Annotated in this window: 27 protein-coding genes; 16 read left to right on the top strand and 11 right to left on the bottom strand. The window is 70.0% G+C overall.

Annotation, left to right across the window (positions count from 1 at the left end; translation table 11 throughout):
• Positions 1-3 precede the first annotated feature (3 nt).
• Positions 4-756: a 2-dehydro-3-deoxy-D-gluconate 5-dehydrogenase KduD gene (kduD, locus tag IEZ13_RS10820; protein ID WP_183220853.1), complete on the bottom strand. Its 753-nt coding sequence runs from the start codon at positions 754-756 to the stop codon at positions 4-6.
• Positions 753-1,568, bottom strand: coding sequence for a 5-dehydro-4-deoxy-D-glucuronate isomerase (kduI, locus tag IEZ13_RS10825; RefSeq protein ID WP_183220855.1), 816 nt, complete (start codon positions 1,566-1,568; stop codon positions 753-755). The genes kduD and kduI overlap by 4 nt, the downstream gene beginning before the upstream one ends.
• A gap of 165 nt (positions 1,569-1,733) precedes the next feature.
• Here kduI and IEZ13_RS10830 point away from each other — a divergent pair, with 165 nt between their 5' ends.
• Entirely contained in the window at positions 1,734-2,525 is a 792-nt protein-coding gene (locus IEZ13_RS10830; protein ID WP_203833805.1) for an IclR family transcriptional regulator, read from the top strand.
• A gap of 63 nt (positions 2,526-2,588) precedes the next feature.
• Here IEZ13_RS10830 and IEZ13_RS10835 read toward each other — a convergent pair whose 3' ends face one another.
• Positions 2,589-2,813 carry a tautomerase family protein gene (locus IEZ13_RS10835; RefSeq protein WP_183220859.1) on the bottom strand — a complete coding sequence of 75 codons (225 nt, stop codon included), beginning with the start codon at positions 2,811-2,813 and terminating at the stop codon, positions 2,589-2,591.
• Between the two features lie 189 nt (positions 2,814-3,002).
• Between IEZ13_RS10835 and IEZ13_RS10840 the strand changes: the two genes are divergently transcribed.
• Positions 3,003-4,019 carry a hypothetical protein gene (locus IEZ13_RS10840; RefSeq protein ID WP_183220860.1) on the top strand — a complete coding sequence of 339 codons (1,017 nt, stop codon included), beginning with the start codon at positions 3,003-3,005 and terminating at the stop codon, positions 4,017-4,019.
• Between the two features lie 69 nt (positions 4,020-4,088).
• Here the strand turns inward: IEZ13_RS10840 and IEZ13_RS10845 are convergent, their stop codons facing one another.
• The gene (locus IEZ13_RS10845; protein ID WP_183220862.1) at positions 4,089-4,907 is read right to left on the bottom strand and encodes a helix-turn-helix domain-containing protein; all 819 of its coding nucleotides are present in this window, start codon (positions 4,905-4,907) and stop codon (positions 4,089-4,091) included.
• A gap of 125 nt (positions 4,908-5,032) precedes the next feature.
• On the opposite strand from IEZ13_RS10845, the gene IEZ13_RS10850 reads away from it, so the two are divergent.
• Positions 5,033-6,091, top strand: coding sequence for an NAD(P)/FAD-dependent oxidoreductase (locus IEZ13_RS10850; protein WP_183220864.1), 1,059 nt, complete (start codon positions 5,033-5,035; stop codon positions 6,089-6,091).
• 87 nt (positions 6,092-6,178) lie between these two features.
• On the opposite strand, the gene IEZ13_RS10855 is transcribed toward IEZ13_RS10850, so the two are convergent.
• Entirely contained in the window at positions 6,179-6,532 is a 354-nt protein-coding gene (locus tag IEZ13_RS10855) for a hypothetical protein (protein ID WP_183220865.1), read from the bottom strand.
• On the bottom strand, positions 6,529-6,666 hold the full coding sequence (locus tag IEZ13_RS10860) for a hypothetical protein (protein ID WP_183220866.1): 138 nt from the start codon (positions 6,664-6,666) through the stop codon (positions 6,529-6,531). Before IEZ13_RS10860 ends, IEZ13_RS10855 begins: the two co-directional genes overlap by 4 nt.
• A gap of 179 nt (positions 6,667-6,845) precedes the next feature.
• Between IEZ13_RS10860 and IEZ13_RS10865 the strand changes: the two genes are divergently transcribed.
• The 10 genes from IEZ13_RS10865 to IEZ13_RS10910 all read left to right on the top strand — a co-directional run bounded on the left by IEZ13_RS10865 (position 6,846) and on the right by IEZ13_RS10910 (position 14,539).
• Positions 6,846-7,181: a hypothetical protein gene (locus IEZ13_RS10865; protein ID WP_183220867.1), complete on the top strand. Its 336-nt coding sequence runs from the start codon at positions 6,846-6,848 to the stop codon at positions 7,179-7,181.
• A 2-nt stretch (positions 7,182-7,183) separates the two neighbouring features.
• The gene (locus IEZ13_RS10870; protein WP_183220868.1) at positions 7,184-7,699 is read left to right on the top strand and encodes a DUF6879 family protein; all 516 of its coding nucleotides are present in this window, start codon (positions 7,184-7,186) and stop codon (positions 7,697-7,699) included.
• Between the two features lie 52 nt (positions 7,700-7,751).
• Entirely contained in the window at positions 7,752-8,549 is a 798-nt protein-coding gene (locus IEZ13_RS10875) for a helix-turn-helix domain-containing protein (protein WP_203833804.1), read from the top strand.
• Positions 8,550-8,558: 9 nt separating this feature from the next.
• Positions 8,559-9,266 carry an ankyrin repeat domain-containing protein gene (locus IEZ13_RS10880; RefSeq protein ID WP_183220870.1) on the top strand — a complete coding sequence of 236 codons (708 nt, stop codon included), beginning with the start codon at positions 8,559-8,561 and terminating at the stop codon, positions 9,264-9,266.
• Between the two features lie 70 nt (positions 9,267-9,336).
• The gene (locus IEZ13_RS10885) at positions 9,337-10,317 is read left to right on the top strand and encodes an ABC transporter substrate-binding protein (RefSeq protein ID WP_229794614.1); all 981 of its coding nucleotides are present in this window, start codon (positions 9,337-9,339) and stop codon (positions 10,315-10,317) included.
• Positions 10,314-11,093, top strand: coding sequence for a class I SAM-dependent methyltransferase (locus IEZ13_RS10890; RefSeq protein ID WP_183220871.1), 780 nt, complete (start codon positions 10,314-10,316; stop codon positions 11,091-11,093). The genes IEZ13_RS10885 and IEZ13_RS10890 overlap by 4 nt, the downstream gene beginning before the upstream one ends.
• On the top strand, positions 11,090-11,848 hold the full coding sequence (locus IEZ13_RS10895) for an ABC transporter permease (protein ID WP_183220873.1): 759 nt from the start codon (positions 11,090-11,092) through the stop codon (positions 11,846-11,848). Before IEZ13_RS10890 ends, IEZ13_RS10895 begins: the two co-directional genes overlap by 4 nt.
• Entirely contained in the window at positions 11,845-12,615 is a 771-nt protein-coding gene (locus tag IEZ13_RS10900) for an ABC transporter ATP-binding protein (RefSeq protein ID WP_183220875.1), read from the top strand. Before IEZ13_RS10895 ends, IEZ13_RS10900 begins: the two co-directional genes overlap by 4 nt.
• A gap of 67 nt (positions 12,616-12,682) precedes the next feature.
• Positions 12,683-14,137: a SulP family inorganic anion transporter gene (locus IEZ13_RS10905; protein WP_229794615.1), complete on the top strand. Its 1,455-nt coding sequence runs from the start codon at positions 12,683-12,685 to the stop codon at positions 14,135-14,137.
• Positions 14,138-14,149: 12 nt separating this feature from the next.
• Positions 14,150-14,539, top strand: a complete 390-nt coding sequence (locus tag IEZ13_RS10910) for a MerR family transcriptional regulator (protein ID WP_183220877.1) — start codon at positions 14,150-14,152, stop codon at positions 14,537-14,539.
• Here the strand turns inward: IEZ13_RS10910 and IEZ13_RS10915 are convergent.
• From IEZ13_RS10915 to IEZ13_RS10930, 4 genes are all read right to left on the bottom strand, one after another.
• Positions 14,536-15,072, bottom strand: a complete 537-nt coding sequence (locus IEZ13_RS10915) for a DM13 domain-containing protein (protein WP_183220879.1) — start codon at positions 15,070-15,072, stop codon at positions 14,536-14,538. The two genes, IEZ13_RS10910 and IEZ13_RS10915, sit on opposite strands and share 4 nt — an antisense overlap.
• A 108-nt stretch (positions 15,073-15,180) precedes the next feature.
• The gene (locus IEZ13_RS10920) at positions 15,181-15,672 is read right to left on the bottom strand and encodes a GNAT family N-acetyltransferase (protein WP_183220881.1); all 492 of its coding nucleotides are present in this window, start codon (positions 15,670-15,672) and stop codon (positions 15,181-15,183) included.
• Positions 15,673-15,699: 27 nt separating this feature from the next.
• Positions 15,700-16,038, bottom strand: coding sequence for a YnfA family protein (locus IEZ13_RS10925; RefSeq protein ID WP_183220883.1), 339 nt, complete (start codon positions 16,036-16,038; stop codon positions 15,700-15,702).
• 227 nt (positions 16,039-16,265) lie between these two features.
• The gene (locus tag IEZ13_RS10930) at positions 16,266-16,595 is read right to left on the bottom strand and encodes a hypothetical protein (RefSeq protein WP_183220885.1); all 330 of its coding nucleotides are present in this window, start codon (positions 16,593-16,595) and stop codon (positions 16,266-16,268) included.
• 177 nt (positions 16,596-16,772) lie between these two features.
• On the opposite strand from IEZ13_RS10930, the gene IEZ13_RS10935 reads away from it, so the two are divergent.
• Positions 16,773-17,171 (top strand): tautomerase family protein, encoded by a 399-nt coding sequence (locus tag IEZ13_RS10935; protein ID WP_183220888.1) that lies wholly within the window; start codon positions 16,773-16,775, stop codon positions 17,169-17,171.
• Between the two features lie 101 nt (positions 17,172-17,272).
• On the top strand, positions 17,273-17,557 hold the full coding sequence (locus IEZ13_RS10940; protein WP_229794646.1) for a VOC family protein: 285 nt from the start codon (positions 17,273-17,275) through the stop codon (positions 17,555-17,557).
• Here the strand turns inward: IEZ13_RS10940 and IEZ13_RS10945 are convergent.
• Positions 17,545-18,291, bottom strand: coding sequence for an alpha/beta fold hydrolase (locus tag IEZ13_RS10945; protein ID WP_183220892.1), 747 nt, complete (start codon positions 18,289-18,291; stop codon positions 17,545-17,547). The genes IEZ13_RS10940 and IEZ13_RS10945 overlap by 13 nt on opposite strands.
• Before the next feature lie 68 nt (positions 18,292-18,359).
• On the opposite strand from IEZ13_RS10945, the gene IEZ13_RS10950 reads away from it, so the two are divergent.
• Positions 18,360-18,854 (top strand): GNAT family N-acetyltransferase, encoded by a 495-nt coding sequence (locus tag IEZ13_RS10950; RefSeq protein ID WP_183220894.1) that lies wholly within the window; start codon positions 18,360-18,362, stop codon positions 18,852-18,854.
• Positions 18,855-18,856 lie beyond the last annotated feature (2 nt).

Raw genomic sequence — 18,856 nt, forward strand, 5'->3', positions numbered from 1 at the left:
CGGTCAGCGGGCCATCCAGCCTCCGTCGACGACCAGGACGTGGCCGTTGACGTAGTCGGCGGCGGTGGAGCTCAGGAAGACGGCCGCTCCGGCGACATCGGAGGCGTCACCCCAGCGGCCGGCGGGAATGCGTTCGAGGATGGCCCGGCTGCGGTCGGGGTCGGTGCGCAGCGCGGTCGTGTTGTCGGTGGCCATGTAGCCGGGGGCGATGGCGTTGACCTGCACGCCGTGTGGGCCCCATTCGTTGGCCAGGGCCTTGGTGAGGCCGGCGACGCCGTGCTTGCTGGCGGCGTACGACGCGACGCGGATCCCGCCCTGGAAGGACAGCAGGCTCGCGACGCTGACGATCTTGCCGTGTCCGCGTTCGGTCATCGGGCGCCCGAACGCCTGGCAGAGCAGGAACAGGCCGGTCAGGTTGGTGTCCAGCACGCGGTTCCAGGACTTCCGGCTGACGTCCACCGAGTCCTCGCGGTCGATGATCCCGGCGTTGTTGATCAGAATGTCGACCGGGTGGTCGCCGTTGACCCGGTCGGCGGCCCGCTCGACGGCGTCGTGGTCGCTGACGTCGAGGTCGACGACCCGGACGTCGCGGCCGAGGGCGGCCACCCGGTCGCGGGTGGCCGTCTGGGATCCGGGGCGGCCGAGCAGGACCAGGTCGGCGCCGGCCTGGGCGAGCCCGTAGGCGATGGCCTGTCCGATGCCGCGGCCGGCGCCGGTGACGACGGCGCGGCGACCGTGCAGGTCGAACGGCGTCACAGGTCCTCCAGCGCTACCGGGGTGAGGTCGGTGTAGTCGTTGTTCTCGCCGCCCATGGCCCAGATGAAGGCGTACGAGCCGGTGCCGACGCCGGAGTGGATCGACCACGGCGGCGAGATGACCGCCTCGCGGTCGCGGATGGCCAGGTGGCGGGCGGCGCCGGGCCGGCCCATGAAGTGGAAGACCCGGTCCTTCTCGTCGAGGTCGACGTAGAGGTAGACCTCGGTGCGCCGGTCGTGCAGGTGCGGCGGGCAGGTGTTCCACACCGAACCGTCGGCGATGACGGTGACGCCGAACTGGAGCACCGCCGTCTGTAGCTCCTGGCCCCAGGCGTAGCGGTAGAGGCTGCGTTCGTTGGCGCCCTGCGGGCTGCCGAGCTTGAGCGGCTCGACCGCCGCACGGCTCAGCAGGGTGGTGGGGTAGGTCGCGTGCGCCGGTGCGGAGACGAAGTAGAAGGCGGCGTCGGGGCCGGCGAAGACGACCTCGCTGCCGCGGCCGACGTACAGCCCGTCCAGGTGGCACAGTTCGAACTTCTCGTTGTCGACCAGGACGTGGCCTGACTTCCCGACGTTGACGATGCCGAGCTCGCGGCGGGTCAGGTGTGAGGGGGCGCCGAGCACGTCCCAGGCCGGCAGTTCGAGCCGGCCGTCGCCGGGGACGGCGCCGCCGACGACCAGCCGGTCGTCGTGGGTGTAGACCCCGCGCACCTCGCCGGCCCGGAACAGCTGCTCCACGAGGAAGTTCTTGCGCAGGTCCGCATTCGTCGCCGTCTCCACTTCGCCCGGCGAGGTCGAGTACCTAACTTCAATCAAGACTTGCTCCTCGTTTGTGAACCGCGTTCCGCTACGTGAACTGGGTCCGAAGATACCTATGACTCCGATCACAGGTCAAGGGAGTGAAACCAGTCCACCTATGTGAACCGTGGTGTAGGGTTGTGCGACCGCGAACGCCGCGCCATGTGTGATGAGGAGGTCTCGGTGGACACGGAGAAGACAGTCAACGGCAGCTCCGCCACCTCGCAGGTCAAGTCTGCCGCCCGCGTCCTCGACGTCCTGGACGACATCGCCGCCCATGGCCCCGGCACCCAGTTGCAGCTCGCCAAGCGCCTCGGCATCCCGAAGAGCAGCCTGCACGCGCTGCTGCGCACCATGTGCGCCCGCGGATGGCTCGACACCGACGAGACCGGCAGCATCTACCGCCTCGGCGTCCACACGCTGACGGTCAGCTCCGCCTATCTCGACGGCGACCCGGTGCTCGCCCGCGCCGGCGCCGTGATGGACGAGATCGCGGCGGCCACCGAGGAGACCGTGCACCTGGGCCGGCTCGAGGGCGCGGAGATCATCTACACCGCCAAACGCGAGTCCAAGCATCCGCTGCGCATGTACTCGGCCGTCGGCCGGCGCCTGCCCGCCTACACCACGGCGCTCGGCCGGGCCATGCTCGCCGAGATGCCCGAGGACGTCCGCGGCACGCTCGTCCCCCACGAGATCAAGGCGCTCACCGCCCAGACGATCACCGACCGGGACGCCCTCATGGCGATCATCGACAAGGCCGTCCAGGTGGGGTATGCGGAGGAGAGTGAGGAGTCCTGCTTGGGCGTACGCTGCTTCGGCGTCTCTCTGCCCTTCTCCCGCCGATCGGTCGACGCGATCAGCGTCGCGGTCCCGATCAGCCGCCTCGGCCAGGGCCGGGAGGACTTCATCATCGAGACGCTGCTGAGCGTGAAGGCCCGCCTGTCGGCGACGCGGGACAACCGGCTGATGCGCTGACCGCCACCCTCTACCGGGCGTCGTCGTGGGCCGTATCGCGGCCCACGACGGCGCCCGATGTCGTCACCGTTTCTCGAGCGCGGCCAGCACCCCGGCACGGCTGGCGTCCTCGCTGGCCAGCACGCCGCCGTTGGCCACCACGTCCGGGCTGATCTCGTTGAACACCATGCGGACGTCCTGCGGACGGGCGCCGAGGATCTCGACGGCATGCTCGGTCACGGCCCGGGCGAAGGCCTTGCGCTGCTCCAGGCTCCGGCCCGCGAGCAGCTCGACGGTGATGTTGGGCATGACGCTCTCTCCTATCACTGTCCACAAGATGGATCCGAGTTCACCAATGTGAACCGACCTTACAGTTCGGACTGCTGCATCGCAATGCATTCCGAACACGGTTCGCATCCTTGAAACCCGTGACCCGGCAGGCCACCACCGCGTTGAAGTGCCGAAGGACGCCACCGCAGGCCCGGCCGGAGGAGACCCTTGCGCGCGACACGACCGTCGGAGTCCCAGCGGATCCTGATGGAGCGGGTGGTCGCGGGCGGGATCGTCGTGTGCCTGTGCGCCTACCTCTACGACGTAGGGCTGGAACAGGCTGATCAGCTCGCCAGTGTGATCAGCGCGGTGGTAGCGGTCGCCGTCCTGCTCAGGCCCTACATTCTCAACCGCAAGGAGCGGCCGGTGTCCACCGACGAGCAGCAGGGCGACCCACCGCAGCCGGTCCGCCAGGGACATTCGGCCGGGCGGGACGTCACGGTGGAACGGGGCACGGTGGTCGCGCTCGTGGCCATCATCGCCATCCTCGCCGCAGCCGCGGTGGCGGTTGCCGCGGTGTGGTTCTTCGGGCCGAAGTCAGAAACGGCCACCAGTCGCGCCATTCCGGCGCAGCGCGAACCCGGCCCGCCGGCCGCCTCCTCCGAACCCGTCTCACCAGCGCCGTCACCGTCACCATCCGTTTCACCATCACCGTCACTGCCGGCCGTGACGGTGAAACAGACGTCCACCGAAACCCGGCCGCTGCACGCCGCTGCGCCACGGCTCACCACCCGCACGAAGACCACGCCGGTCGCGGCCCCTCCCCCGCCCACTCCACACGCCACGGAGGCCGCCGCCCCGACCGGCCGCACCATCTCGATCAACGGCGACCGGTTGGTCGATTTCGATCAATGGCCGCCGGTCATCACACCGGTCGGCTCACCGGAGTCCCGTCCGGGCACAGCCGACGTGCAAGTCGGGCCGGACAACCTCTATCCCCACAACGGCGCCGAGAACTGGTTCCGGGACTCGGGCACCTGCGCGGACACCCACGCCGCCCACGGCTCGAAGAACGAACTCGTGCTGAAGGCGAAGCTCGCCGGACGGCCCGGCGGCACGGTGACCGTCTGTCTGCGCACGACCGGTGGCGCCTACCACGTGCTGCGGATCTCCACCGACCAGGCCGACGGTGGCGGGAACCCCTACCACTTCACGATCGAAAGCGACGACAGCAGCCCGTCGTGACGCCCGCCCCGACGTGAGTTCCCGGCGGGCTGACGACGAACTCGCGCCGCGCCGGCCGGCGGTGACCGATCAGCCGGCGACCAGCCGCAGTGGTGCGATCCGCCGCAGCGCCTCGGCGGTGGCCTCGTCGGCCGGCAACTGGACCACCAGCCGCAGATTGTCGTCGCCCGGGAGCTTCATCGTCTCGTACGCCAGCCGCAGCGACCCCGCCTCGGGATGCTCCAGGCGCAGCAGCCCGTGCGCCCGCGGCAGGCCCGGCACCCGCCGCAGCCGCTCCGTGAGCTCGTCACCCGCCGCGGCCTCCAGCGCCCCGGTGAAATCCTGGCGCGGCGGGCCGTCCTTCAGCGCCGCCACCTGCTCATCGGCCACATGCGCCCAGTCCGGGTACGCCTCGCGGGCGCGCGGGTCGGTGAAGACGTAACGGATCAGGTTCGGCGGATCGCCGGCGAGCAGACCGATCGGCGCGGCCAGGCGACGAAACCCGGATGTGTACGCCAGCACGTCGCCGACCTGGTCGACCAGCATCGCCGCGCCGGGCTCCAACTGGTCGAGCAACCCGCGAAGCCCTGGCCGGACCGTCGGGTACTGATCTCTGACCAGCCCACCACACAGCCGGGCCGTCCGGGTGAGCCGGTGCAGATGGGCGCGCTCCGCGGCGGTCAGCCGCAACGGGCCGGCCAGCGCGGCCAGCACCTGCGGCGACGGACGCCGGTCGCGGCCCTGCTCGAGCCGGATCAGATACTCCACACTGATGCCGGCGAGCATCGCCACCTCGGAACGGCGCAGGCCGGGCGTGCGCCGGCGGATCCCGGGAGGCAGACCGACCTCGGCCGGGGTCACCTCCGCACGCCGGGCCCGCAGGAACAGTCCCAGCTCGTTGTCACCCACCCGCCGACAGTAACAACGCCCGGCCCGCCGAAGGTGGCCCCGCGAGTACCACCCTGAGCGCGGTCTCCCTGCCGCCCGCCGTCCGCACCACAGTCGAGACGACCCGACGAAAGGTGAGTCCCGACATGGCTTCGACAGTGGTAGTGGTGGGCGGCGGCTACGGCGGCATCGCGGTGGCCCGGGCCCTGGACGACATCGCGGAGGTGACGCTGGTGGAGCCGAAGGAGACCTTCGTCCACGTCGTCGCTCAACTGCGCGCGGCCACCGACCCGGCCTGGACCGACAAGATCTTCATCCGGTACGACGGACTGCTCACCCGCGGCCGCGTGCTCCGCGACATGGCGGCCGATGTCCGGCCCGGCCGGGTCGACCTCGCCTCCGGGACACGGCTGGACGCCGACTACGTGGTGTTGGCGACCGGCTCGACGGGCGCTTTCCCGCACCGGCTCGACACCGGCCGGCAGCGGCTGCGTGAGACCCACGAGGCCCTCCGGGCCGCGTCCGGGGTGCTGCTGCTCGGCGCCGGCGCGACCGGCCTGGAGTTCGCCGGCGAGATCGCGGCGGCCTGGCCGGGAAAGCCGGTGACCGTCGTCGACCCGGCGCCCGAACTGCTCGGCGGCCGGTTCACCGCCGAACTCCGTACCGAAGTGGCCCGGCAACTCGACGGCCTCGGGGTGCGGGTGCTGCTCGGCGCCAAACTCGACACCCTTCCGGACACCCCGGCCGGCACGGTACGCCCGTTCGCCGCCACCACCGCCGACGGCGAGACGATCAGCGCCGACCTGTGGTTCGCCTGCTACGGCACGACGGTGCCGAGCGGCCACCTCGGCGCCGCCCTGTCCGCGGTCCGGCGCCCGGACGGGCGGCTCCCGGTCACCGAACATCTGCGGGTGGCCGGGCACGACCGGGTCTTCGCCGTCGGCGACGCGAACGACACCCCTGAGCTGAAGACGGCCCGTGCCGCCGGGCACCAGGGCGAGGTGGCCGCCGCGAACATCCGCGCCCTGATCGAGGGCGGCCCGCTCACCACATACGAGCCGTTCCCGGACGGTGTCATCCTCACCCTGGGCCCGTCCGGCGGCGCCGGCTGGGTGCCGGAGCTCGGCTTCCTCGACGCCACCGCCACCACCCGGTTCAAGGGCACCTTCCGCCTGGCCGACTTCCGCAAGCTGCTCGGCGCCTGACCCATCCGTCCGGGTGGGATGGTCGTGATCCCGGACAGGGCGGATTTCACGGCGCGGACTCGCCGGTTTCGCCAGGCGAGCCGCGCCTCAGTCACCCGGAAGAATCAAGCCCGGCGGCGGCGGTCTGTGTTGTGGCCGGACGTTGATCACTTCTCGGTCCTCGCCCTCGCCGTGCGTGCCGAAGCATCTCCGGCACAGCGACCGCACGGCGTCGTCGGGGCGGGTGCCGCTCGGGTCGTACTCGTGCTCCGCCGTGGCAGGCTCCACCATCACGTAAGGCGCGATGTCGCCGGCGGCGCACACGCAGAAATGGTGGTTCGGGTACGCGGTCCGCGCCTCATCGACGGGGAAGGACGGCATCCCGTCGTTGACCGCGGGACAGTGCGGCGCATGGAACGTCATCATCGGCGGGTAGTGGCGGCGGATCAAAGGTTCACTCACCTCACGGCCCGGATCACGAAGCGTCCATAGTGGTCCGGCGGCTCCGGCGTGTGCAGGCAGGACGAGCGGTCGGCGGTGTGCTCGCGGCCCGGCTCCGGTTGCGATGGCGTGGCGAGAGCCAGCTCGGTTGTCACGCCGCCCACCACCCTTGCGTTTCCGTCATGTAAAGACGCTAGAGATCCCTCGGGTGGACCTCAAAGAAGTTTGCTCCAGTTTGCTTGTCCCTCGAACGCTTGACGGTTGCGTTTCAGCGCGCGAAGCATCAAAGGAAGGTCGAGCAAACTCAAGCAACCCTTGATCGGAGGGATCGGAAATGCAGCTGACGTTCCTCGGCAAGTCGACACAGGGTGGCGGTTCTCCGACGCTTTACGCGTCCGATCGAGGGTCGTACGTCGTTCAGGGGTGGAGGGTGCACGGACAGCCGTCGACCACGGTGGAGATTCCCGAGTCGTTGCTGCGGTTTCTGATGCCGGGCACGACCCTCGCCGTCGCCCTCGTTCCGACCGGGCACCGATGGAACGGCGACGACGGGGAGTGCGGCACCTTCACTCTCACGGGTGAAAGGCTCGATGATGATGTTCTTGCGCGGTTGGCCGTCCCGGGCCATGAGGCATGCATCGAGGTTCGGGAGCGACGGAAGGACGAGTGAGGGTGCGGCTGCTCCAGGGATCAGCGTTCTTCGACATCTTTCACACGAGTGAGCACTTCGCCTTCCACCTGGAGGTGGAGGACAGCTATCACACCCCCAGCGAGTCGGAGCCGTTCCGGAGGTTTCTCCGCGGTGAGGTGGACGACTTCCAGTGGCATCAGCCATGGCTCGACCTCGTACGCGAGGTCACGGCCACGGGGCGACGTATCGAACGCATCCGGATCGTGTCGGTGCCGCACGTCGACTACTCCCGCTGGGGCCTGACGGTGGCGCCGTTGAACATCGCGGCCGGCGAGGACATCCGGTGGCTTCCCCGGCACCTCCTGCACGGCATCGATGTCACCGCCGACGATTTCTGGCTCATCGACGATCGGCGGGTGGTCTTCACGGTGTTCACATCGGACGGCACCTGGTCCGGCGGAGCCGAGACCACCGACTCGAAGATCGTCGACCGGTGCGTGCGGGTCCGCAACACGCTCGGGAAACTCGCCATCCCCCACGCCGACTACGTGCGCTGAGCGGTGCCAGTTGTCGACGAGCGCGGTTCATCAGGCACGCGAGGCACTCGGCGTGCGGTTGCGTGACCTCCGTAAGGACGCCGGCCTGACCGGCAAAGGACTGGCCGACCTTGCCGGTTGGGACAGCTCCAAGGTCTCGAAGATCGAGTACGGCAGACAGGCGCCTTCGGAGGAGGACATCCGGGCCTGGTGTCGAGCATGTGGGGTTCCGGGCCAGGCCGAGGATCTCGTCGTCACCGCACGGGACGTCGAGTCGTCGTACGTCGAATGGCGCCGAAGGCTGCGCACCGGCACCCGCGCCCGCCAGGAGAAGTCGCAGACCCTGGAGAGCGAGACGCGGCTCATGCGCTGGTTCGAGCCGGTCCTGATACCCGGCTTGTTGCACACCGCCGAGTACGCCGCCGCAGTCCTGCGGAGGGTCACCGCCTTCTACGAGATCCCGGACGACGTCGACGCGGGCGTGTCCGCCCGGATGGAACGTCAACAGGTCCTCTACCGGCGCGGTCACAGTTTTCACTTCGTCATGGCCCAACAGGCGCTGCGCACGACCGTCGGAAACCGCGAGGTGATGGCCGGCCAACTGGACCGTCTGTTGTCCGTGATGTCGATGGGCCGAGTGCGGCTGGGCATCATCCCCGACCAGGCGCCGTACCTGGCGCCGTCGAACCAGTTCATCATGTTCGATGACCGACTCGTGCACGTCGAGGCGATCTCCGCCGAACTCACCGTCACGCAGCCGCGAGAGATCGCCCTGTACGCGCGGGCGTTCGGCATCCTCGCCGGCCAAGCCGCATACGGCACCAGGGCGCGCAGCATGATCCTGGACGAACTCCGGCGCCGCGAGGGTTGAATGGGCGGCATGGTCGAACTCAACGCTGAGGATCCACTCGCGGTCGTGGTCGTCGCGGTGATCCGGTCCGGGGACGTCGCACGGTTGCGGGAGCTGCTGGCCGAGCGGCCCGACCTGGCCACCGCCCGCATCGGGGACCGGACGCTGCTGCACGTGGTCACCGACTGGCCCGGAAACTACCCGGGCGGGCCTGCCACGGTGGCCGCGCTCGTCGAGGCGGGCGCCGACGTCGACGCCCGGTTCACCGGCTCGCACGCCGAGACACCCCTGCACTGGGCGGCCAGCTGCGACGACGTCCCCGTCCTCGACGCGCTGCTGGACGCCGGCGCGGACATCGACGCGCCGGGCGCGGTGATCGCCGGCGGCACGCCGCTGGACGACGCGACCGCGTTCGCGCAGTGGCGGGCCGCCCGCCGGCTCGTCGAGCGGGGCGCCCACATGACACTGTGGCACGCCGCGACGCTCGGCCGGCTCGACCTGCTGCGCGCCGCCTTCGACGGACCCGGGCAGCCGGAGCCCGCCGAGGTCGGCGACCTGTTCTGGGGCGCCTGTCACGGCGGCCAACTGGAGGCCGCCCGCTTCCTGCTCGACCGGGGCGCCGACCTCGACCGGATCCCCCGCTGGGAGAACCTGACCCCGCTGGACGCCGCCATCCGCGGCGGCGACGCCGAGGTCATCGCCTGGTTGCGCGAACACGGAGCGGCACGAGCCTCCTAAGTGCACCGATCTTGCACATCGAGGCGTATCGTTTCCGATGCATTTGCCGCCGATGCGGGGGATCATGGCGATGAAGAGAATACTTGCCATTTTTCTGTCGATCATCCTGTTGACCACGGGCTGCGGGGATTCCGAGGACTCCCCCGAAGCCGGCGCCGACGAGGTCACCTACCTGACCGCGTTCGGTGCGGTGGGCCGCGACGCCTTCGCCTGGGTCGCGCAGGAGAAGGGCTACTTCCGCGACGCCGGCCTGGACGTCACCATCCAGCTCGGCGCCGCGACCGGGGAGAACATCAAGGTGCTCAGCGCCGGGCAGGCGCAGTTCGCGAACCTGGACATGACCGGCGCCTGGATTCTGGCGGGCAAGGGCCAGGCCCCCGACATCCGGGCGTTCGCCGCGGTGCATCAGCAGACCCTCGTCTCGATCATCGCGCTGGAGGGTTCCGGCATCACCAAGCCGAAGGATCTGGAGGGCCGCAAGCTGGGCGCGGCGACCGGCTCGGTGAACCAGCTGCTCTTCCCGGCGTACGCGAAACTCGCCGGCATCGACGCCGGCAAGGTGGAGTGGGTCAACGCCCCGCCCGCTCAACTGCCGTCGCTGCTGGCCAGTGGCCGGGTCGACGCGCTCAGCACCTTCCTGATCGGCGCCCGGGGCATCGAGAAGGCGGCGGGCGGCAAGAAGACGGTCGTCCTTCCGTACAGTGAATTCCTGCCCGGTCTTTTCGGTAACGGCCTGATGGCGTCAAGCAAGGTCACCGCGGCGGATCCGGACATGGTCCGCAGGTTCCGGGACGCGGCGCTGAAGGGCCTGCAATACACCCTGGACCATCCGGACGAAGCCGCGCAGATCTTGAAGAAGGCGCAGCCGACCGCCGATGTGACGGCCGCCGTCGGCGAGATCACGCTGATGACGCCGGCGGTGAAGCCGTCCGGGGTCATCGACAAGACCAAGGTCGCCGACGCGTTGGCCACTTTGGAGGGCAACGGCCTGATTCCGCCGGGCCTGACCCCGGAGTCGGTGGTGGACTTCTCGCTGGCGCCGACGGCATGAGGGCCGCCTACTCCTTCGACAACGACGACCCGGCCGCGGAGCTGCGGCACGATCTGCTCGCCGAGATCCTCGACCCGTTCACCTTCGACCGGCTCGGCGCGCTCGGTGACCTGACCGGTCTGCGCTGCCTGGAGGCCGGCGCCGGCGGCGGAAGCGTGGCGCGCTGGCTGGCGGAGCGGGGCGGGCGCGTGCTGGCCACCGATCTCAACCCACGGCACGTTCCCGACAATCAGGGGTACGCGGTGCGCCGTCACGACCTCACCAGCGAGCCCGTCCCGGAGCCACCGTGGGATCTCATCCACGCCCGCCTGGTCCTCGCCCACCTTCACGATCAAAACCGGATTCTGGTACGCCTGGCGGACGCGCTCGCCCCGGGCGGGATCCTGGTCGTCGAGGACTGGCTTTCGGCGTACCCCGATGTGGTGTTGGCCGCCCCCGACGCCGCCGCCGCCGAACTGGTCGAGCGCTACCACCGCATCCTGGTGAATCAGTTGTTGCCGGCCAACGGCGCCGATCCCGCCTGGGCCGGCCGCGCACACGCCGCGATGCTGGCGGCCGGCTTCGGCGAGGTGACCACCGAGATCCGTGCCGGTTCGTGGGCCGGCGGCACGGCGGGCGCCCGGCTGATCGCGGTGAACGTGGCGCAGGTGGGCGACGGACTGCGCGCGGCAGGCATGACCGAGGCCGAGCTGGAGCGCCTGTGCCGGCTGGCCGACGACCCGACCCTGGTGGTCCGCAGTCACTTCACGTATTCGACGATGGGCCGCCGCCGGTGACCCGGTTCCGGTCGTGGGGGCTGCCGCTGCTCGGTGCGGTGACGGCGCTCGCCGTGTGGTGGTCGGCGACGGCCGTGTTCGGGATCCGCTCGTTCTTCCTGCCGGCGCCACCGGACATCGTGGAAGCCTTCGGGCGGCAACCGGCGTACCTGTTGCGGGAGGCCGGATCGACGGTGGCGGTGACGGTGACCGGGTTCGGCATCGCCGTGGTCGCCGGACTGCTGCTGGCGATGACGTTGACCGCCTGGCGGGCCCTGGAACGCGCCACCCTGCCGGTGCTCGTCGCGCTGAACTCGGTGCCGAAGGTGGCCGTCGCGCCGCTGCTCGTGGTGTGGCTGGGGTTCGGGGCGCAGCCGAAGATCGTACTGGTGGTGCTGATCTGCTTCTTCCCGGTCGTGGTCGCGACGATGGCCGGGCTCACCTCCACCCCGGCGGAGCTGAGCGAGCTGAGCCGGTCGCTGTCGGCGAGCGTCTGGCAGGCGTACGTCAAGATCCGCCTGCCGTGGGCGCTGCCGCAGATGTTCGTCGGGTTGAAGGTCGGCATCTCCCTCGCCGTGATCGGCGCCGTGGTCGCCGAGATCAACAACCCGACCGGCGGGCTCGGCGCGGTGATCGTGCTGTCCGGGATGTCGTTCGACACGCCGCTCGCGTTCGCCGCCATCATCCTGCTGGCGGTCCTCAGCACCACCCTGTTCTACCTGGTGGTGGCGTTGGAACGGCTGATGGTGCCGTGGGCGCGGGCGATCTCCGGATGATCGCGCTGACCCGGGTGTCGCGGACGTTCCCGGCCCGGACCGAGACCGTCGCCGCGCTGCACGAGATCGACCTGACGGTGGCCGAGGGCGAGTTCGTCGCGGTGATCGGCCGGTCCGGATGCGGCAAGTCGACCCTGCTGCGGCTGATCGCCGGACTGCTCGAACCCACGTCGGGCACGATCACCGTGGACGGCGGCCCGGTGCACGGCCCACGCCGGGACGTGGCGCTGATGCAGCAACAACCGGCGCTGCTGCCATGGCGTACCGCCCTGGGCAACGTGCTGCTGCCGGTCGAGATCGCGCGGCTGCCACGGGGCGAGGGCGCCGACCGGGCCCGCGAGCTGCTCGACGCGGTGGGGCTGGCCGGTTTTCATCACCGGCATCCGTACGAGCTGTCAGGTGGCATGCAGCAGCGGGTGGCGCTGTGCCGGGCGCTGATCCAGCAGCCCCACGTGCTGCTGATGGACGAGCCGTTCTCCGCGCTGGACGCCCTGACCCGCGAGGACATGGCCGCCCAGTTGCAGGCCCTGCACCTGGCCCGGCCGGCGACCACGGTCTTCGTCACGCACTCGATCCAGGAGGCCGTGCTGCTCGCCGACCGCGTCGTGGTCCTGTCACCGCGGCCGGGGAGGGTGCGTGAGGTGCTCGCCGTCGACATCCCCCGGCCACGGTCGCTGGGCCGCAGCGCGGCGCTGCCGGCGGTGGCGGAGTGCGTGGCTCACCTGCACGACGTGCTGGCCAAGGCCGGAGACGACCTCGAACCGTAACGTGCCGGTGATCACGCCGCCGACCGGAACGCACGAACCTACTCTTACGTGAGGGTAGATTCGGCCGGTGAAAACGATCTCCTCCTGGCTGACCTCACCGAAGGTCCTGCGTACCGAGGTTCTGGCCGGCCTCGTGGTGGCACTCGCGCTGATCCCGGAGGCGATCTCCTTCTCGATCCTGGCCGGCGTCGATCCGCGGGTCGGGCTGTTCGCCTCGTTCACGATGGCCGTCACCATCGCCTTCACCGGCGGCCGGCCCGCGATGATCAGTGCGGCCACCGGTGCGGTCGCACTGGTGGTCGCCCCGCTGGTCGCCTCGCACGGGCTGGACCACCTGATCGCCGCGGTCATCCTGGGTGGGCTGTTCCAGGTGCTGTTCGCGGTGCTCGGGGTGGCCAGGCTGATGCGGTTCATCCCGCGCAGCGTCATGATCGGCTTCGTCAACGCCCTGGCCATCCTGATCTTCACGGCCCAGTTGCCGCACCTGATCGACGTACCGTGGCCGGTCTACCCGCTGGTGGCCGTCGCGCTGGCGATCATGGTGTTCCTGCCACGGCTGACCACCGTCGTACCGGCGCCGCTCATCGCGATCGTGCTGCTGACCGGATTCACCGTGCTCGCCGGCGTCGCCGTGCCCACCGTCGGTGACGAGAGCACGCTGCCGGACAGCCTGCCCACGCTCGGCATCCCCGACGTGCCGTTCACTTTCGACACGCTGCGGGTCATCGCTCCGTACGCTCTCGGAATCGCCCTTGTGGGTCTGATGGAATCGCTGATGACCGCCAAGCTGGTCGACGACATCACCGACACCCACTCCGACAAGACCCGCGAGTCGTGGGGACAGGGCGTCGCGAACATCGTCACCGGCTTCTTCGGCGGCATGGGCGGCTGCGCCATGATCGGCCAGACGATGATCAACGTGAAGGCGTCCGGCGCGCGTACCCGCCTGTCGACGTTCCTGGCCGGGGCGTTCCTGCTGATCCTGGTCGTCGCTCTCGGTGACGTGGTCGCGCTGATCCCGATGGCCGCCCTGGTCGCCGTGATGATCATCGTTTCGGTGTCGACGTTCGACTGGCACAGCATCGCCCCCGCCACCATGCGGCGCATGCCGGCCGGCGAGATCATCGTCATGCTGGTCACCGTCGCCGGCACGCTGACCACCCACAATCTGGCCGTCGGTGTCGTCCTGGGCGTGCTGGCCGCAATGGTGATCTTCGCTCGCCGGGTGGCGCATTTCGCGGCGGTCGAGAAGATCGACGACAACACCTATCTGGTACGGGGTGAGCTGTTCTTCGCCTCCAGCAACGACCTGGTCTACCAGTTCGACTACGCCGGCGACCCGGATCACGTCGTCATCGACCTGTCCGCCACGCACGTGTGGGACGCCTCCTCGGTCGCCGCCCTGGACGCGATCACCACCAAGTACGCCCAGCGCGGCAAGACCGTCGAGATCACCGGCCTGAACGAGGCCAGCGCCCGGATCCACGAGACCCTGGCCGGGAAACTCAACGCCGGCCACTGAGAGACTGCTGCCATGACGGCTGGACGCATGCGGATCGGTGAGGCCGCCGAACGGGTGGGCCTGAGCATCCGCACCCTGCGCCACTACGAGGAGGCGGGCCTGGTCCGGCCGTCGGCACGCAGCGAGGGCGGGTTCCGGCTCTACACCGAACCCGACCTCGACCGGCTGCGCGTCATCAAACGCATGAAGCCGCTCGGCTTCACCCTCGACGAGATGCGCGACCTGCTCACCACACTCGACGCGCTGAGCGACCCGGACGGCGACCGGGCGGCCCTGCTGGAACGGCTCGCCGCGTTCCACAGCGCCGCCCACACGCGGGTCCAGCAGTTACGCGACCAGCTCGAGATGGCCGAGGACTTCGCCGGACAGATCGCCGAACAGATGCGGCGGCACGGCGGTTAGACAGCGGCGAGTTCGGCGGCCCCGAACGAGACCGAGAACCGCTTGCACCAGATGCTGACGCTGCGGAACGCCGCCGGGTCGATCCCGGCGGCGAGCCGGTACACCTGGTCGCCGTGGTTGCCCTTGAGTTCGCCGAGTTCCGCGTACTCGCCGTCGTCGAACACCCGCCAGCCGGCCGTTCCGGTGCGCACCTCCTGGTCGGACAGCCACACCCGCAGGTCGGGACCGTCGCTGGTGTCCAGCCCGGCGATCTCCAGCTGGTGGCTGCCGTCGGGATTGCGGACCATCCGCGCCGTACCGCTGGTGTCGTGCTCATGGGTGATGAAGTCGCCCTGGGCGATCACGACCGGCGCGACCGCGGGCAAGCCGGACGGCTGCGGCGCCGTGGACGGCACGGTCGACAGTGTGTCGGTGACGACGGTGTCGGTGAACAGCCGCCAGGGCTCGAACCAGTAGAGGCCGCCCGCCACGCCGAGGCCGAGCACCGCGACGGCGATCCAGGTGACGGGTCTGCTGAGAAGTCGGCGAATCACCCGTCAAGTCAATCCGCTCCGCCCCGGCGATGGCCAGCCCCGGTCGCCTTACGGATTACTTACCGCTCCTCCGGCGCCTGCCCGGCCCGCGGGTGGCCGAGCGGTGATTCAGCCGACGACGGGACTGCGCCGTTCGAGGAGGATGACATCACGCCAGACACCGTGGTGTTCGCCGACGCGTTCGCGGGTGCCGACGGTACGGAAGCCGCAGGCGGCGTGCAGGGCAAGGCTGGGCGTGTTCTCCGGGAAGATCCCGGATTGGATGGTCCAGATCCCGGCCGCCTCGGTCGCGGTGATGAGCGTGTCGAGCAGGGCCCGGCCGACGCCCTTGCCACCGTGATCCGGGTGCACGTAGACGGAGTGCTCGACGACGCCGGCGTAGACGCAGCGCTCGGAGACCGGACTGCACGCGACCCAGCCGGCCACGCTGCCGTCGGCGCCGAGGGCGACGAAGCGTTGATCGGGCAGCCGGGAGGCGGTGAACCGCTCCCAGGTGGGCGGCTCGGTCTCGAAGGTGGCGTTACCGGTGGCGATGCCGAGCCGGTAGATCTCCAGAACCTGGGCGGCGTGCTCGCCGGTCATCGCGGTGATCGCGGTCATGGTGTGGCATTCTCCCGCACCGGGTGGTCAGTGGTCGGCGCGCGGTGCGTACATGATCACCGCGACGCCGACCAGGCAGATCGCCGCACCGATGAGGTCCCACCGGTCGGGGCGGAACTTGTCGACCACCATGGCCCAGGCCAGCGACCCGGCCACGAAGACACCACCGTAGGCGGCCAGGATCCGGCCGAAGTTGGCGTCCGGTTGCAGGGTCGCGACGAACCCGTAGGCGCCGAGCGCGGCGACCCCGGCGGCGATCCACCACAGCCCGCGGTTCTCCCGCCAGCCCTGCCAGATCAGCCAGGCGCCGCCGATCTCGGCGAGCGCGGCCAGCACGAACAACAGCAGGGACCGAACAATCGTCACACCCGGCAACCTACCCGGTGGAGATCATCACCGCGTCGCGCAGGAGCAGGCGGCGGGCACGGTCAATGATCGCCGGCATCGGCCTCCCTGCGTCCGATGCTCGCGAACGGGATCGGGCAGCACGGCTGCGCGGCACACTCCACCAGGCCCAGGCTGCGTTCCGGCTCGGCCAGCAGCCCCCGCCGCTGGTACCGGATGCAAGCCCCCGGCTGACCGAGGCCCGCTCCTTACAGCGGGCTCCAGTGGAACTGGATGATCGTGCAGACCAGGATGAGCCCGCTCAGGACGGCGTAGACCCCTGCGGTCCGGCGCATCCCGGACTTGTGGGCGATGCCCGCGATGCACAACGGACCGAATACGAAGACGACCAGAGTCGCGACGAACAGAGCCATGCCGGCGAACTCGACAGCCGGGTCGGACTTCTCCTTCCACGTAGAGAAGGTGACCACGAGCGACAGGTAAAGAAGGCCGGCCGAAGTCACCGGCCAGCAGAGGGTCAGGCCGGCGATGGTGAGCGGCCCAACCGCATCGGACTTCGATGTTGATCCATCGTTCATGCGGTCAGGCTAGGGAGCTGATGCTACTTCCGGGTACCCGCGTGGATGCCCGCTCGGCCGGCCCGTGATCGCTGTCCGATAATGGCTTCATCCTGGGGCAAGACGGCTCTATGCTGCTCGATCGCGGGGCGATCAGTACGGCCCGGCAACCGCTTCCCGATGTCGAGGAGTCTTCCGATGCCACACGTGACGCTCCACGCGCTCGAAGAGGAACTCACCGGGCGCGAACCCGGCCTCATCCGCGAACTGACCGACGCCGTCGTGTCCGTGTACGGCGATTGGGCCCGCAGTTCGGTGGACGTCCGGCTGATCGGCGTCCCGGCCGGCCGCTGGGCGCGCGGCGGCGTAGCGGTCGCCACCGCCGCGCCCTCGGTCACGTTCGGGATGCGCGAGGAGGTCTTCGCCCGACCGGACGCGCCCCGGGTCGTCGCCCAACTGGTGTCCGCGTTCACCGACGCCGTCACATCCGTGTTCGGCCCCGGCTGCCGCGACGAGGTCCTCGTCGAACTGGTCGGCCAGCCCACGTCCCGCTCCGGCCTCGGCGGCAACGTCATCAGCGACTCCGCTACCCGCTGACAGATCAAGCTGCCATCATCGTTCGGCATGGCGAATGTCTGGTCCGGGGTGACGATCGACTGTCTCGATCCGGAGCGCGTGGCGCGATTCTGGAGTGCCTGCTGGGCCGTGAGCCCGGACCGTCCGAGCAGGGATGGGTCTATCTCGGCGAACGGGGTGACCCGCAACCGCGACTGGTTTTCCAGCCGGTCTCCGAGCCGGCCACCGGCAAGGTGCGGATCCACCTCGACGTCACCGTTGACGACATCGAGGAGGCCATGGCGACGGTCCTGGCCCTCGGTGGACGGTCCACCGGTGAGCGGCACGACTACGACGAAGGCGTGGTGGTCGTCATGGCCGACCCGGAGGATCACGAGTTCTGCCTGGTTCAGTACTACCGAACGTGATCCGCCAACAGCTCCAGGCAGTGCCGTGGGCTCTCCACATGGGCGTTGTGGCCCAGCCCGGCCAGGGTGACCACCGGTACGCCCCACTGCCGCAACTGGTCATCGGTGTTCATCGGGTCGTGTTCGCCGCGGGCCAGCGTGACCGCCGCCGCCGTGCCGGCCACCAGTGCGGCCATGTCCGGCTTCCCCACCCCGAAGGCGCGCGGGTCGAGCGCGAGCCGCCAGCGCCCGCCGGTCTCGTGGATCCCGGCACTTACCGCCGGATCGTCCGGCGTGAGCAGCCCGGCCAGCCCGGACACCCGCAGATGCCGGGCGGCGGCCTCGTCCGCCGAGTCGAACCAGGCGACCGGCCGATCCGCCATGGCCCCGGCACGGTCCAGATCCTCATCGCTCCAGGCGACCTTGATGCCGAGCCCGATCACCGCGGCCACCGGCAGGCGGGCGGCCAGCGCGAGCGCGACCACCCCGCCGAGCGAGTGGCCCAGCACGACGGTGGGGCCGCCGCCGGTCACCAGCGGGCGCACCGCCTCGGCCAGGGCATCGAACGTGTATTCCGGCAGCGCCGGAGACCCGCCGTGCCCGGGTAGGTCCGGCGCGATCCACCGGCCGGGCCAGCGGTTCGCCAGTTCGGGCCACCAGCCGGACCACACGTCACCGGTGGCGCCCAGCCCGTGCAGCAACAGCAGCAGCGGCTCACCGTCGCCGCCGGCGCGTACCCGCAGATCAGCTTCCATCACCGGATGATGCCATCCGGCGACGGAATCGAGTTGTCCGCTCCTCCCTCATGAGGCAGCCTGCACTCATGATCGAGACGCGGGTGCTGGCTCCGGACGACTGGAGGATCTGGCGGGGGTTGCGGCTCGCCGCACTGACCGAGGCGGGTGACGCGTTCGGTGCCCGGCTGGCGGACTGGTCGGGCGAGGGCGACCGGGAGGACCGGTGGCGGGCACGGCTCGCGATTCCGGGTTCGATCAACCTGGTGGCGGTCGTCGACGGGCAGCCGGTGGGGATGGCGAGCGGCGTACCGGGCGAAAATGAGCAGATCGTCGAGCTGATCTCGATGTACGTCGCTCCGGCGGGACGCGGCCGCGGAGCCGGGGATCTGCTGGTGGAGGCCGTGGAGCGGTGGGCCCGCCAGAGGGGAGCCGAGGTGCTGAGGCTGGCCGTGGCGGAGGGCAACGAGAACGCGTGGGCCCTGTACGAGCGCAACGGGTTCCGGGACACGGGCGAGATCAGCGGTCTCATGCCCGACGGGATCCGCCGCGAGCACGTGCTGACGAAGATCCTGGTGGGCTGACG

Source organism: Actinoplanes campanulatus (assembly GCF_014647795.1).
In the GTDB taxonomy this organism is placed as follows: Bacteria; Actinomycetota; Actinomycetes; order Mycobacteriales; family Micromonosporaceae; genus Actinoplanes; species Actinoplanes campanulatus.